The organism is Xenophilus sp. (assembly GCF_044462705.1).
Classification (GTDB): domain Bacteria; phylum Pseudomonadota; class Gammaproteobacteria; order Burkholderiales; family Burkholderiaceae_C; genus Xenophilus; species Xenophilus azovorans.
Window position 1 is genome coordinate 1 of record NZ_JBIQNC010000151.1, and the last position, 12,870, is coordinate 12,870.

The 12,870-nt window shown below is 65.8% G+C and carries 13 protein-coding genes; 4 read left to right on the plus strand and 9 right to left on the minus strand.

Annotated features, from left to right (window positions below; all coding sequences use genetic code 11):
• Positions 1-48: 48 nt before the first annotated feature.
• The gene (locus ACIY1X_RS19250) at positions 49-396 is read right to left on the minus strand and encodes a DUF2958 domain-containing protein (RefSeq protein WP_399683583.1); all 348 of its coding nucleotides are present in this window, start codon (positions 394-396) and stop codon (positions 49-51) included.
• A 235-nt stretch (positions 397-631) separates the two neighbouring features.
• On the opposite strand from ACIY1X_RS19250, the gene ACIY1X_RS19255 reads away from it, so the two are divergent.
• Positions 632-919 (plus strand): helix-turn-helix domain-containing protein, encoded by a 288-nt coding sequence (locus tag ACIY1X_RS19255; RefSeq protein WP_399683585.1) that lies wholly within the window; start codon positions 632-634, stop codon positions 917-919.
• A 43-nt stretch (positions 920-962) separates the two neighbouring features.
• Here ACIY1X_RS19255 and ACIY1X_RS19260 read toward each other — a convergent pair whose 3' ends face one another.
• The 6 genes from ACIY1X_RS19260 to ACIY1X_RS19285 form a co-directional block, all read right to left on the minus strand.
• Positions 963-1,310: a DUF2958 domain-containing protein gene (locus ACIY1X_RS19260; RefSeq protein WP_399683588.1), complete on the minus strand. Its 348-nt coding sequence runs from the start codon at positions 1,308-1,310 to the stop codon at positions 963-965.
• 621 nt (positions 1,311-1,931) lie between these two features.
• The gene (locus tag ACIY1X_RS19265; RefSeq protein ID WP_399683590.1) at positions 1,932-2,237 is read right to left on the minus strand and encodes a DUF736 domain-containing protein; all 306 of its coding nucleotides are present in this window, start codon (positions 2,235-2,237) and stop codon (positions 1,932-1,934) included.
• A gap of 584 nt (positions 2,238-2,821) precedes the next feature.
• Positions 2,822-3,271, minus strand: a complete 450-nt coding sequence (locus ACIY1X_RS19270) for a thioesterase family protein (protein WP_399683593.1) — start codon at positions 3,269-3,271, stop codon at positions 2,822-2,824.
• 219 nt (positions 3,272-3,490) lie between these two features.
• Positions 3,491-5,521 (minus strand): ParB/RepB/Spo0J family partition protein, encoded by a 2,031-nt coding sequence (locus ACIY1X_RS19275; RefSeq protein ID WP_399683596.1) that lies wholly within the window; start codon positions 5,519-5,521, stop codon positions 3,491-3,493.
• A 102-nt stretch (positions 5,522-5,623) separates the two neighbouring features.
• Positions 5,624-6,451: a DUF932 domain-containing protein gene (locus tag ACIY1X_RS19280; RefSeq protein WP_399683598.1), complete on the minus strand. Its 828-nt coding sequence runs from the start codon at positions 6,449-6,451 to the stop codon at positions 5,624-5,626.
• A 552-nt stretch (positions 6,452-7,003) separates the two neighbouring features.
• On the minus strand, positions 7,004-7,393 hold the full coding sequence (locus ACIY1X_RS19285) for an ATPase (protein WP_399683600.1): 390 nt from the start codon (positions 7,391-7,393) through the stop codon (positions 7,004-7,006).
• Between the two features lie 409 nt (positions 7,394-7,802).
• Here ACIY1X_RS19285 and ACIY1X_RS19290 point away from each other — a divergent pair, with 409 nt between their 5' ends.
• The 3 genes from ACIY1X_RS19290 to ACIY1X_RS19300 all read left to right on the plus strand — a co-directional run bounded on the left by ACIY1X_RS19290 (position 7,803) and on the right by ACIY1X_RS19300 (position 11,044).
• On the plus strand, positions 7,803-10,439 hold the full coding sequence (locus ACIY1X_RS19290) for an AAA family ATPase (RefSeq protein WP_399683602.1): 2,637 nt from the start codon (positions 7,803-7,805) through the stop codon (positions 10,437-10,439).
• A 150-nt stretch (positions 10,440-10,589) separates the two neighbouring features.
• Positions 10,590-10,733, plus strand: coding sequence for a hypothetical protein (locus ACIY1X_RS19295; RefSeq protein ID WP_399683605.1), 144 nt, complete (start codon positions 10,590-10,592; stop codon positions 10,731-10,733).
• Complete coding sequence (locus tag ACIY1X_RS19300; protein WP_399683608.1) at positions 10,730-11,044, plus strand: helix-turn-helix domain-containing protein; 315 nt, start codon at positions 10,730-10,732, stop codon at positions 11,042-11,044. Before ACIY1X_RS19295 ends, ACIY1X_RS19300 begins: the two co-directional genes overlap by 4 nt.
• Here ACIY1X_RS19300 and ACIY1X_RS19305 read toward each other — a convergent pair.
• Positions 10,965-12,197: a tyrosine-type recombinase/integrase gene (locus ACIY1X_RS19305; protein ID WP_399683610.1), complete on the minus strand. Its 1,233-nt coding sequence runs from the start codon at positions 12,195-12,197 to the stop codon at positions 10,965-10,967. The genes ACIY1X_RS19300 and ACIY1X_RS19305 overlap by 80 nt on opposite strands.
• A 236-nt stretch (positions 12,198-12,433) precedes the next feature.
• A partial coding sequence (locus tag ACIY1X_RS19310; RefSeq protein ID WP_399683612.1) for a DUF4440 domain-containing protein occupies positions 12,434-12,870 on the minus strand: 437 nt, incomplete at its 5' end.

Sequence of the window (12,870 nt, forward strand, 5' to 3'; positions counted from 1 at the left end):
CGATGTGGGATTCGACTATGCATTGCGCTTGACGAGCAAGACGGTTGCTCAGTCGTTGATCGACCCGTCGGCCTCGGCGCGGCGCACGTATTCCGACAGCGGACGCTTCGGCACGAAGTGCGTGTCGCGCAGCACCCGCAGGTTGCGCGGGCCGCGGATGCTCTGCAGGTCCGACAAGCGCACGTGGTCCAGCCGGGGCGCGCCCATACCGAGGTCGCACAGGCCGTAGGCCGTGTCTTCGTCGCCCGGATCAAGCTGCACCAGCAGCCAGGTGGCGTGGGCATCGGGCGTGAACAGCCTGACCACCGGCCAGGGGTCGGCTTGTACGCCGCTGGCCGCGGCCTGGCCGTTGTCGAGCAGCTGGCGGCGCTGCTCCTCGGTGATGAGCGCTGTCACCAACACCCTCTCCGGGCGGAAGAACCGCGCGGAATGGGTGCGAAGGCGGGTCGCCGCGTGCGCGCGGCGACCACCGGACAGGGGAATGTGCGGACCATCATGTGCTGGATTCAAGGGTCAGCATAAGGCGGGCCAACGGGATTGCAAGCGGGCTAACCCGCGAAAATGAGCCCTATAGATTGTAGCCCTATAGGTGTCCATGCGATGTCATCTTGGACTTGTCCCAAGTCCATTGATGACTGCGAAGAACTCATTTCCAACTGCTCTGCGTACCCTCCGAAAATCCCGCGGCCTGAGCCAGGAAGCATTTTCGGAGGTATCGAGCCGCACGTACATGAGTTCGCTCGAACGGGGCCTGAAGAACCCGACGCTCAGCAAGGTGGACGAGCTGTGCGAGGTCATGCAGGTGCATCCGCTGACCTTGCTGGCCTTGGCCTATGGGCTCGACGCCAAGGGCGCGGACAAGCTGCTCGCCCGCGTGCAGCGCGAACTGGCCGCCCTGCAGGAAGTTCCTGCGGACTGAATGCAGCCGGCGGGCGCCGCCGGGCGGCGCCCTGCCTCGCCTGCTACGTCACGATCCGTCCGGCCTGGCGCGCCTCGCGCGCATAGGCGCTCACGCGCTTCTCGGCATGGAAATACAGGTCGCGCTCGACCGGCAGCCCCAGGGGACCGCGCAGTTCTGCCACTTCGGTCAGGCTCAGCCAGCCCAGTTCCGGACAGCCCAGGCCGAGGTCGCACAGGCCGTAGGCATGGTCCGGTGCGTCGGGATCGATGTGCGTCAGCAGCCAGGTCGCGCCGGCGTCGGGCGTGAACAGCTTGACCACCGGAGCGGGGTCGAACCCCTCTTCCTCGAGGGACTGCCGGCCGTTGGCCAGCAGCACGGTGCGTTGGTCGTCGGTGATGAGTGCGGTCATGGTCTTCTCCTTGGAAGGAATGCCGGGCGGGATTGCCCGGACCGCGGAGCAGCACGGCGCAGCGCAGCCGTCAGGGTTCGGCAGACGGCCGCAGGCCGCCAGCGTGCGCAGCACGCGCAGACCTTGACGGCGAGACCGGCGTGATACGGTGGGCGGACCGGCAAGCCAGCCCTGTCGCCAGCACCGGCCCCCTCCCCCGCCTTGGCTCGCGCGCCGCGCGAGCGCGTCAGCGATGGAAGCCGAAGGGGCGAGACGCCCGCAGCGCAGCGAGGACGGCTCGATGCGCAGCACGACAGCGCGACCCGGCCCCGCCGGGGGACGCCCGGCTTCACGACTCCGTGCAGAAACTCGAACCCTCGAAGCCGCATCCGTTGAGAGACACGAAGGAACGAGTCCGCCTTCTTCCGAAGCCACACAAGCACGAAGACGGCTTGGCGGTTCCACGCACATGCGGAGAAGCCCAAAGGAACGAAAGCGGTTTCCCGTGCAGCATCGAAGCCACAAAGCCGCTTTTACGGAAAGCCGCTGATACGGCGGCGATGCAGCGACGGCGTTGAAGGCCCCGCGCCTGCAGACATGCCAGCGCCCCGCCGGCGGGCGGGGCGCCGGGGTGGACGCCGGTCAGTCGCCCTTGCTGCGCGACCAGATCAGGTTGTGCGTGCCGTCCTCGGCCTCGACCAGGCGGGCGTAGATGGTCGCCGGGAACGACGGGTCATCGAGCGTCACCGACAGGTAGGGCCGGTCCGCCTTGCTGATCTTCTTCCACGCCGCACCGATCTCGAAGTTGCCGGCGACAATGCGGTAGTCGGGAGCGTGCTCGCTCTCCTTGTCGTTGGGAATCAGCTTGACCTTGACGTTGAGCGTCAGGGTGCGGACGGTGCCGGTGAAGCCGTTGTTCTGTGCGGTGAAGGTGCCGATGTTGGCCATGATGAAACTCCTTGAGGTGGTTGACTGGTCGCGCCCATCGCGGCCTTGTCGGTGATCCGAAGGGCGAGGCACGGGCGGGCTGCACCACGGAGCGCAGCACGGCGGAGCGAAGGGGCCGCAACAGCGTGGAGGACCGGGAGTGCCCGAAGAAATTTGTCTCGCGAGGAAGCCGCCGAACGCAGTGACAAAGGCGGGGAAATTTGTTCGGGCCGGACGGTTGCTGCCATCAAGCCCGAGGCTTTAGCCGCTGCATCGCCAGGATTCACGACAAGCCAAGGCCGCCCTGGGCGCGACTGCCACCGAAAGGGGCCATGGCCGACGCACCGCCCCCACGAACACCACCGGCACCGTCCGCACCCTGTCGCCGTCAAGGTCGGACCCCAACACGAGCGACCCGCTCCCGGGCACCGGCGCCGGCAGCGCCGGCGCGGCGTGGAAATGCATGGCGGACCGGCCCGGCACGAGAACCCGGCCTCGGCGTCATCGAACGCTGCTGGTACGGGGACCGGGAGTGCCGCAACCTGATCTGGACGGGCGGCCCCCGGCGAGGCGGCGCACTCCGGCGCGTGCTACCCGGCATGGGCTCATGGCCCCGGTTCGCGCAGCGCGCTGACCTTGGCCGTGATGCGCGACTCGATGGTCTGGCGCGACGTCGCCACCAGGGTCACGACGGCGTCACAGACGACTTCATGCGCGTCGTGGGCGCGCACGCAGAAGGTGACGCTGCGGTCGCTCAGGCGTTCTACCCAGCCGCGCAGACGCAATGGCGAGCCTGGAGGGATCGGTCCCAGGTGGTCGATGCGGATGGAGCGCCCGACCACCACTTCCACCTCGGCGTCCGTGAGCCGCTGCACCTCGCGGATGCACACCGATTCGATGACCGCGACCAGGTAGCTGGTGGCCAGGCATTCGATCAGTTGCTCCGCGTAGTCGCGGCCGTGCGGCAGCCGTGAGAACAGCGAGCGCGCCGTCTGGTCGGCGGGGACGATGTAGGACTCCTCGAAGAAGACCGCGCTGACTGCTTCATGGTTCATGGTTGTGGGTGCGGTGATGACCGGAGAAGCGAATGCCTCCGATCCACCGATGCTCCCGTGCAGCGGTCTGGCCGCAAACCCGCCGCAGCGTGCCCTGGCGCGCTGCGGCGGGTTTGCGGCTGGCATGCATGTGAAAACGCGCGCGGCAGACCTGCCGCGCGCGTCGCGCTATCGAAAAGGCCCCGGCCAACCCCGAAAGGTCAGCCGGGGCATGCCACGTCAAGCGGCTTCGGCCAATTCCTGCGTTTCTTCGGCGTTCTCGTCATCGGCCGCCGCCGCAGGCTCCTGCGCCTCGTCCTGCGTTGCGGCGGCTTCTGGCGCGCGGAACATCGGCGGCAGCCAGCCGCTGCCTGCGGCCAGCCGCTCGGCCTCGGCGGCGATCTGCGCCTTCTTGAGCTTGGCGAGCCGGTGCACTTCACCCGGGGCGAACACCTGCACGGCTTCCAGCGCCTTGGCCTTGGACACGTGCTCGAAGTAGCCCGCAGCGGTCGGCGTCCACCACTGCCCCATGTCCAGGCCCACGGCTTGCGCCAGCAGTGCCGCAGGCCGGTCGCCTTCGCGCGAGGTGATCGCGCTGACGGTGAAGCCGACGCACACCGCCAGCAGCGACAGCAGTTCGGACTGCGGCATCGCCAGCAACTCGGCGAACAGCGCTTCCGGATCCTCGGGCAGGCGCTGGCCCCAGGCCTCCCGCACCTTGCGCATGCCCACAGCGGCCGGGGCCTCGGCCACGTCCGGCGCGTGCTGCTCCAGACGATCCTGCGGGTCGGCGCTGACGTTCAGCGGCGAGCCGTGGTAGCCCTCCAGCACGATACGCTGCGCGAGCCGGTGCACCACGGCCACCAGCGCGACGTGCGGATGGCGCGCCACCTCGGCCTGCAAGGCAGCGGTGCGGTGCGCCGACAGGCGCCGCGCCAGCTTCTCGGAGATCGTCAGCGCGGGCGGCTCGCCCTCGGTCTGCTCCTGCGCGCCAGTCTCGCGCGCATCGTCCTCGGCTTCTGCGCCGCGCTGCTGCGTACGCAATGCCTTGGCCTCATCCTCGCGCAGCAGGCCGCGATGTACCACCACCGCGCCGTCGGAGTCGAGCGACACCACGGCCCCGGCCATCGGCACCACGCCCACGGGGTAGAGCAGCAGCTTGCGCTCGATGGCGTCCAGGTCGTTGCCGATCGCATCCATTGCGTCCTGCAGCGCCTGCGCCTCGTCGTCGCCGATGGCTTCGTTCTCGTCGTCCAGCCGATCCTGCAGCTGGGCCTGCTCGGCTTCCAGCTTGGCGATGCGCTTGGCCTCTGCCTTGCCCGGCTCGCGCCGCGTGGCGCGCACGCGCTGGAAGCGGTGCAGGTCGGCGTAGGTGGCGCGCGGAGCTACATCCACCCAGCCCCAGCCCTCGGCGCGCACCTCGTCGGCCACTGCCGCGAGCTTGTCGCGGGCCAGCGTGTCCAGCAGCACGGCATCGGCAAGGAAAACGCCGCTATGCTCGTCGGCGAACAGGTCGCGCCGTGTGCCGCCGCCCGCCTGCTCATAGGTTTCCAGCCCGACGAACCGGGCCACCGGGTCGCGGCCCGCATCGATTTCCTCCTGCGTCAGGTGATCCCGCAGCGCATCGGGGCTGCGCTGCCACTGCGGCGAGTCGTAGAACGCGGCTTCCTGCGCCGCGTGGTCGTCGGTGATGGCAAGGGCCATCAACTGGTCCAGCGTCACGGCGTCGGCCCGATAGTCCGCCAGCAGCCGGGGCGAGACGTTGGCGAGCTTGAGGCGGCGCTGCACCACCAGCGGCGTCACGCCGAAGTCGGCTGCTATGTCCTCGACCGCGCGGCCCTCGGCCACCAGCGCGGCGAACGCCTCGAACTGGTCGGCAGGATGCATGGCCTCGCGCTGCACATTCTCGGTCAGGCTCACGGTGCGCGCGGCCGCATCGGGCACCAGCAGGCACGGCACCTCATGGTCTTTGGCGAGCTTGCGGCGCTTGACCAGCAGCTTGAGCGCGGCGAGGCGCCGCCGCCCAGCGACCACCTCGTAGTGCTCACCATCCGGCGACAGCACCACGGTAAGGTTTTGCAGCAGACCCACGCGGGCGATGCTCGCGGCCAGTTCGGGAATCGAGGTGCCGCCGCTCTTGCGCACGTTGCGCGAGGAAGGGCTCAGCCGCGACAGCGGGATCAGCAGCAGGTCCTGGCCCGCGCCGATGGCGGCCACGGTCTGCACGGCGGCAGTGATGGCGGTGGTTTCGTGATGGGTAGCGGTATTCATGGTGAAACTCCTGATGAATGAAGGAACGGACGTGCCAACGGAGGGAAGGAACAGAGGGGCCGTGTTGGCGTGAAGGCCCCTCCGCGTGGGCTCGGGCGGGGTTCAAGCCTTGAGGCGCTGCATGCCATCGGCAAGCAGCCACAGCGCGCGGTTCAGGCGCAGGTTCTGGTCGATGCCCTGCACGGGCCGGGTGTGCTGGCGGCGGCCGTTGGCCGTGCGGGCGGGCAGGCCGCCCTGGGTCAGGTTCTCCTGCGTGCGGTTGAACACGCTCCACAGGTCGGGGCGGTTGTCCTCGAAGCGGCGCGGGGCCAGCACCTGCGCCTCGGTGATGGGTGCGGGCTTGGCGGGGTCGTCGTACTTGAGGGCCAGCGCGGCACGCGCGAACACTTCGGCTTCGCCGCCATCCAGCGTGATGGCCCGCATGGCATCGCGCGATGCCTGCGCCTGTCCGAAGCCATCCAGCACCTCATAGGCGCCCTCGATCACGTGGTCCGCCACGTCGCCCTTGTGGGGCACGCGCACGTCCGCCACGGTGTCCCCGCAAACGAGCCCGTTCATGCAGACGAAACGGAGCATTCCCGCCAGCATCTGGTAGCTGCTGCTACCGTCGTGCGAGTTCAGCAGGATGATTTCGTTGGCCTCGCGGCCATTGATCTGGCTGGCATGGCGCAGCCGCAGCATGTGCTTGGTGAAGTCGCGCCGCCCTTCCTGCCGCACGCGGGTCTGGCACACCATGAAGGGCTGGAAGCCTTCGCCGCGCAGCTTGTGCAGCACCGTGGCGGTGGGGATGTAGCTGTAGCGGTGCGAGCGGCTGTCGTGCGGCGCCTCCGCGAAGATGGACGGGGCCACCGTCCTGATCTGGTCATCCGACAAGGGATGTTCCGAGCGCAGCACCGGCGAACGCGGTGCGAAACGGGAAGCGAGTTGCATGGTCTTTCTCCAATGAAGTTGGCTGTTGAAGAACCCCCACCGGATTCCTAGATTCAGAGCCCTCTTCGGACTCCGGTGGGGTCGGCGCAAAGACCCAGGTCGCCTCGTTGCCACCGTCTTTCCTGAGTTCATCGCCCGCGACGAAAAGAGACCGGGGCCATGTGCCGTCAAGGAAGAAAGCGCCGGGTGTGGGGCGGCCCGCAGCGCAGCGAGGACACGGCCCGGCGCGCCTTGACGGCACATGGCCGCGGGCTACAGTCGCGAGAAAGGCGATGGATTCGGGAAAGATGGCCTGACGGGCAATGACCGCGGTTGGCGCGGACACCACGCAAGCGAAGCGCGCAGCGCCGCCAGGCGCGAAGGTCGATCAGGCGCAGCCTGGTCGGCGGTCTTGAAGGGGCGCCAAGCGCAGCGCGGCGGGGATGGGCTGACCAGCCGATCCCCTGGAGGCAAGCGCAGCGCGCAGGCCCGCGCCTTCGACATGAGATGCAGCAAAGAAAAAGCGCCGCGCCCGCGATAAGCGGGCGCGGCGCATGACGCCTCAGTGAACGATCAGCTCGCCGCCGGCGGCACCATCGCCTGCAACTGCTCGATGACGCCCGGCTCGACGAAGACGCAAGCCTGGTTGGCCTCGATCGGCACGTTGAACACCTGGGCGAACACGTGGCGCTTGATGTGCGCCAGCCGGCCCGTGCGATAGGCCTGCTCGGGCTTCAGGCGGCCACCGGGCGAGCCGCTGCGCTGCGGATCGCACTCGACCAGCGCGACGAAGCCGTCGTCGGCCAGCTTCTGGTGTTCGGCGCACAGGCCCCAGCCCGTCGTCGTGTGGCGCTCCATGCTCGCGCGCAGGCGCTTGTCCAGCAGGATGGCGCCGGTGTCGAAAGCCACGCCGCAGACCAGGCAGACGTGTTGTTCCATCGAAACATGCGATTTGTCGTTCATGACGATCTCCGGTTGCTCGGGCGGAATTGCCCGGAACCGGCACCGGCACGCCGCAGCGCAGCGGTCACAGGTTCGAAGACGGCCGACAGGACGCCAGCGTGCAAGGCACGCGCAGACCTTGAGCGCGAGAACGGTGTGCAAGGATGAAGGGAACCAGCAAGCCAGCCCACCACGCACCTCTTTTGTATTGGCAAGCGCAGCGCGCAGGCCTCAAGGGCCGGAGGTGTCAGGGATCAAAGCCGGATGGCCGCGACTCGGCACGAGACGCGGGGCGTAGCCCGCGAGCCCGACGGCGGTACGCCGAGACACCATAATGTTTCTACTTGAAACATCGAATGTCGCTCTACCCCATTCCGCGATCAGGTGGATGCCTTCTGGACGGCAAGACAGCGACGACTGGAGGAGACCCATGTCGATACTGCAGGAAATACTGGACTGGACGAAGGCATTGCCTGCTTGGCAGAGCGATGCCGTGGCACGCCTTCTGGCCAAGCAGACACTCACGATAGAAGACCAGGACGACTTGTTCGCGTTGCTGAAGGCCGCGCATGGCATCCCGGATCCCAAGGACCGCAAGCCCCAGCCGCTCACAGCCGAGCAGATTCCAGCTCCGGTCAAGGTGACGACCCACGTTGAACTGCATGCCATGAGGAACATGCGGCATGTCAATGCGATTGCCGAGAATCAACATCTGCCTTTCGGCGCTTCCGGGATGACAGTCATCTACGGTGATAACGGCTCGGGCAAATCGGGATACTCGCGCGTTCTCAAGCGCGCATGCCGTGCGCGAGATCGGACGGAGCCGATTCATCCGAACGCCAATCTGCCTGCAGGAAAGGCCGGCACTCCCGAAGCCATCTTCCAGATTGCCATCGACGGAGTTGCGCAGGATGCACACTGGGTGCATGGAAAGCCGGCTCCGGCTGCGCTGTCATCGTTTGCAATTTTCGACTCGCGCTGCGCTCGCGCGTACCTCGACAGCGAAGACGATTTTTCCTATGTGCCCTACGGGCTCGATGTGTTCGAGGGACTGGCGAAGGTCTGCAAGCAGCTCAAGACGGCCGTAGAGACTGAGCATGCACATTCCGCAGCCGATCTCACCGCGTTCGCGCCCCTGCAGGGCGACACGCCCGTCGGCAAGCTGATCGCGTCTCTTTCTGCCAAAACGACCCAAGCCGAAATTGATGCCCTCGCCACGTTGACCCCGGAGGAGCTTGCCCAGCATGCGTCCCTGGACAAGAGCTTGAAAGAGAACAATCCGAAGGAGAAAGCAACGCAACTGCGCTTGCGTGCCCGTCGCGTGGCGGCCATTGCGGCGAATGCGGCCAACAAAGGCGCGCTGGTGGATCAAGCCGTTGTCGCCAAAATGAAGGGTCTGGCGGACAGCTATCGCACGGCGCAAGCTGCGGCCGCGCTCGCGGCGAAGCAATTCAAGGAAGGTGAGAATTTGCTGCCGGGCACCGGCGGCGAGGCATGGCGCGAACTTTTCGATGCAGCCCGCAAGTTCGCGGTCGAATCCCATCCGGACAAGGCGTTTCCCGAACTGGGCGCGGAAGCACCTTGCCCTCTTTGCCAGCAACCTCTCGCCGAAGGTTCCGCCCGCTTGCTGCGCTTCGAAGCCTTCATTCAACAAGAAGCGGAGAAGACATCCCAAGCGCGCCGTGTCGCTTTGTACGCCGAATACAAACCATTCATTGCGCAGATGCTGACACTGAACCTTGATGATGTGACGCATGGAGAGATCGAGACCCTGGACCCGCAACTGGCCGCCGATGCCAAGGCATTCGAGCCTCTCCTGACAGCTCGCCAAGAGGCCATCAAAGCAGCCGTGCTCTCGCACCAGTGGGACAGCCTGGATCAGGCCCTGGTCAGTCCGGCAGAGCGGCTTCAGGCGCTCGCGAACAAGCTGAATGCCGAAGCCGAGACTTTGGAAAAGGCATCGGATGAGAAGGCCCGCGCGGCTTTGCAGAAGCAGTTCGTGGAACTGGATGCACGGGTTCGGCTTAGCCAGATCAAGGATGCCGTCGTCACGGCCGTCGCTCGGCTCGCCCACCAAGCCAAACTCACGAAATGCCTGGCGGCCGTGAAGACCAATGCCATCTCGTTGAAGGCATCGGAACTGGCGGAGAAGGTGGTGTCCAAGGAACTGGCCGAGGCGCTGAACCGTGAGTTCAAGGCGCTGGGCGTTGGAACACTGCGGGTTACGCTGCAGAGCCGTTCGGACCGGGGTAAAGCCCTGCACAAACTTAAACTGGAACTGCCGCAAAGCCGCAGTCCGGGCGACATCCTGAGCGAGGGAGAACAACGCGCAATCGCGATCGGCTCCTTCCTGGCCGAGGTGGGACTGAGCGGGGGCAAGGGCGGTATCGTGTTTGATGATCCAGTGTCATCCCTCGATCACCGCCGGCGTGAGCGTGTCGCGAGGCGCCTGGCCATCGAGGCAGCACAACGCCAAGTCATCGTATTCACCCATGACATCTATTTCCTGTGCCTGCTCGCCGAGGAGGCGAAATTGGCCGGCGTCCCAATTGCCACCCAAAGCCTGATCCGACGCGCCGAAGGTTTTGGGATTGCCGATCCGGATCTCCCGTTCGAGGGAAAGACCGCGAGCAAGCGGATCGGTGCCCTGAAGGCCCACCATCAAACCATCGCCAAGCTCCACAAGGACGGCGAAGAACAGGAATGCCGGAAACAGACCGTTGAAGCCTATTTCCGTTTGCGCATGGCGTGGGAGCGCGCCGTCGAGGAGGTGTTGCTGCGTGAGGTCATCCTTCGCTTCCGAAAAGGTGTCGAGACCCAGCGGCTGGTAGGTGTGGTGGTCGAAGATGACGACTACGCCCAGGTGAATGCGGGCATGGCGAAGTGCTCCAACTATGCGCACGACAAAGCGCTCATGGGTGGCGTCGCCATCCCGGAACCTGATGAACTCCTCGCCGACATCATGGCGCTGGAAACATGGCGAGGGCAGATCGAGAAGAGAACCGCAGACACGATCAAGAAGCGCAAGGCCGGACCTGCGGCAATACAGACCGCAGCGGCACCATAGGCCGCGCTCTCAAACACGGCTCTCCTTCCACGCTCGTCTGCGCTCATGCACGCCCACGCGAGTTTCGCGCTCATCCTGCCGTTCGGACAATTCGATTCAGACAAGGCCGTCCCCCCCTGCACCGACGGCCTGCGTTGAACGGAGGCCATCATGGGCAGCGCCAACCAGCGGGTGCTCGTCAAGCGTTTTGCTGAGGTCACGGGCTACAGCGAAAACGCCGCGCATCACCAAGTCGAGAACGACACGGGCACAGGCCTCGCGCTGTTTGACGATCGGCGAGGCGGTGCGGCATGACCGACGAAACGATCAACGCCGAACAGTGCGCCGAACTGCTGCACTGCACCGAGCAGCGCATCGAGGAACTCACCCGCACCGGCGAGTTGCCGGGGATGAAATTCGGTCGCGGCTGGATCTACGTGAAGGCCGACCTGCTGGCCTACATCGCCGAGCGCGCCCGGAAAGAGGCGGAAGAGCGGCGCCAGGATCTCAATGCAAGAAAGTCGGTCCCGCGCCTGGACATCCCGCTCAAGCCTCGACGGCAGACGCCTCCACCGCTGCCAGTGCCGCTGCTGGCCAAAGCCGTTGAGCAAGGTCCACGCCCCTGAAGCTGGCATAGCGCTGGGCCATCACCGAGCCCGGCTTCCATCCCATGATCTTGTTCAGTTCCTCCAGACGGAACAGATCGCGCCCGTCCGCGTCCTTCAGCTCCAGCCACCGGCAAGTCGCTTCGTGCCTCAAATCGTGTTCGTGGAGGCCCACGATGTCCATGTACTCAAAGGCGATCCTGAAGCGGAAAGACAGCCGCTGGCTGGTCCGCGCCAAGCCCTTTTTCCCATCCTCGATTCCTTCCTCATGGAGGAACGGGAAGATGTGTGCGCGAGGCTCAAAGGGCTGCCGCGTTGCAAAGTATGAGGAAAGCGCCTGGTGCACTTCTGGGCGCATGGGCACATCCCGAAAAGAAATCTTGCCCCGCCACTGCTTCGTCTCCTGGACGTAAATCACCTTGTTCGCCATGTCCACCTGCCCCCTGGTCAGCGTGTACGCTTCCCTCAGCCGCAGCCCGGTGTTCAGGATCAACAGATACAGAGTCAGCAGCGCATCGCCGCCCTTGAGTTCCAGGCCGCGCGCACGGTCCGGCCGCTCATAGCCCGACAGCACCGCCACGATCTTCTCGTGCTCCCCTGGCAGGAGGCGCCTATCGCGCGCGACATTCACCTTCACCTTGCCACCCTTGGCCTGCACCATCTGGGCATCCACGTCGGAATAGGTCGAGTAGCCCTTAGGGAGCAACTTCACCGGGTTGCTGATCTTCACGTCCACGTTATGGCGCAGGTACTCGTCGATGGCGCGGCCGAGTGCCTGGATGCGATGCTTGATGGACGCAGGCGACAGGTTCTTGTCCACCTTCAGGGTGCGCAGATAGCCGGTCAGCCACTTGTAGTTGGCATCCGAGAACCGTATCGACCCCACCTCGCGCGTCACCGTCTTGAGGGTGAGGATCTGCGAAGGTGCCGCGAAGCCGCTGTCCGACCACGCGCCAAGAATGCGCGACAAGCGCACGCCCTCGCCGGGGGACGTGGGAACGGTCAGTTCCGCCGGCGGCGGGATGTCCGCGTGCTTCATCAGCTTCCACTGCTGCCCGTAGGCAATGGCTTCAGCTTCCGTGTCGAAGGTGAAGTATTTGCGCCCGTTCGGGAGCGATGGGTGCCTGAGCCCTATCTCCCACTTCCCGGAAGGCTTGAGTCGAGGTTTTGCCATGCCACATCTCCATCGTGCCAACGAGATGGATCATCGCATGGTTTGATCGAGTCTCAGCCGCCATTTTGTGGCGGCTGGGGGTGTATTTCAGGCGCTTCTCAGACTTCATATATTTCGTAAGTTGTTGATTTATAAGTATTTAAAAAATTGGTGTACACACATCAATCAGCTACAAGGTCGAACTCATCCAGCGCGACTTCGAGGCCGAGGGCGGCGGGCTGCGCTGAACGCTGTCTTCAGGGCAGGACCACCGTGCCCTGGTGGAACACCGCCTGCCAGCCCTCGCCCGCGCGGCGCCAGCGCGTGCTGCGCAGCGTGACACGTCCTGGTTGCTCCAGCGTGTACGTCAACAGGCAGTGGTCCGGGCCCAGTTCGCGCACGTGCCAGTCGCGCGTGATCCACGCCTCCTCCGGCGGCTTGGCGGCGCGCTGCGACAACACCTCCAGGCAGAAGTCGCGGCTGTAGCGCCGGCCGGAGGCGCCGATCTCCCAGAAGTCCGGCGCGACGATGCGGCCGAAGTCTTCCGGCGTCGCCGCATGCGAGGCCGCGTGGAAGCGGTCCTCCATGGAACGCAGCTCGGCCAGCAGCGGCTGCAGCCGTTCGGGCGTGTCGAGCTCGGGCGCCATGCGGCAGGGCCGGCTCAGGCCGGCGCGCCCAGGATCAGCTGCGTCTG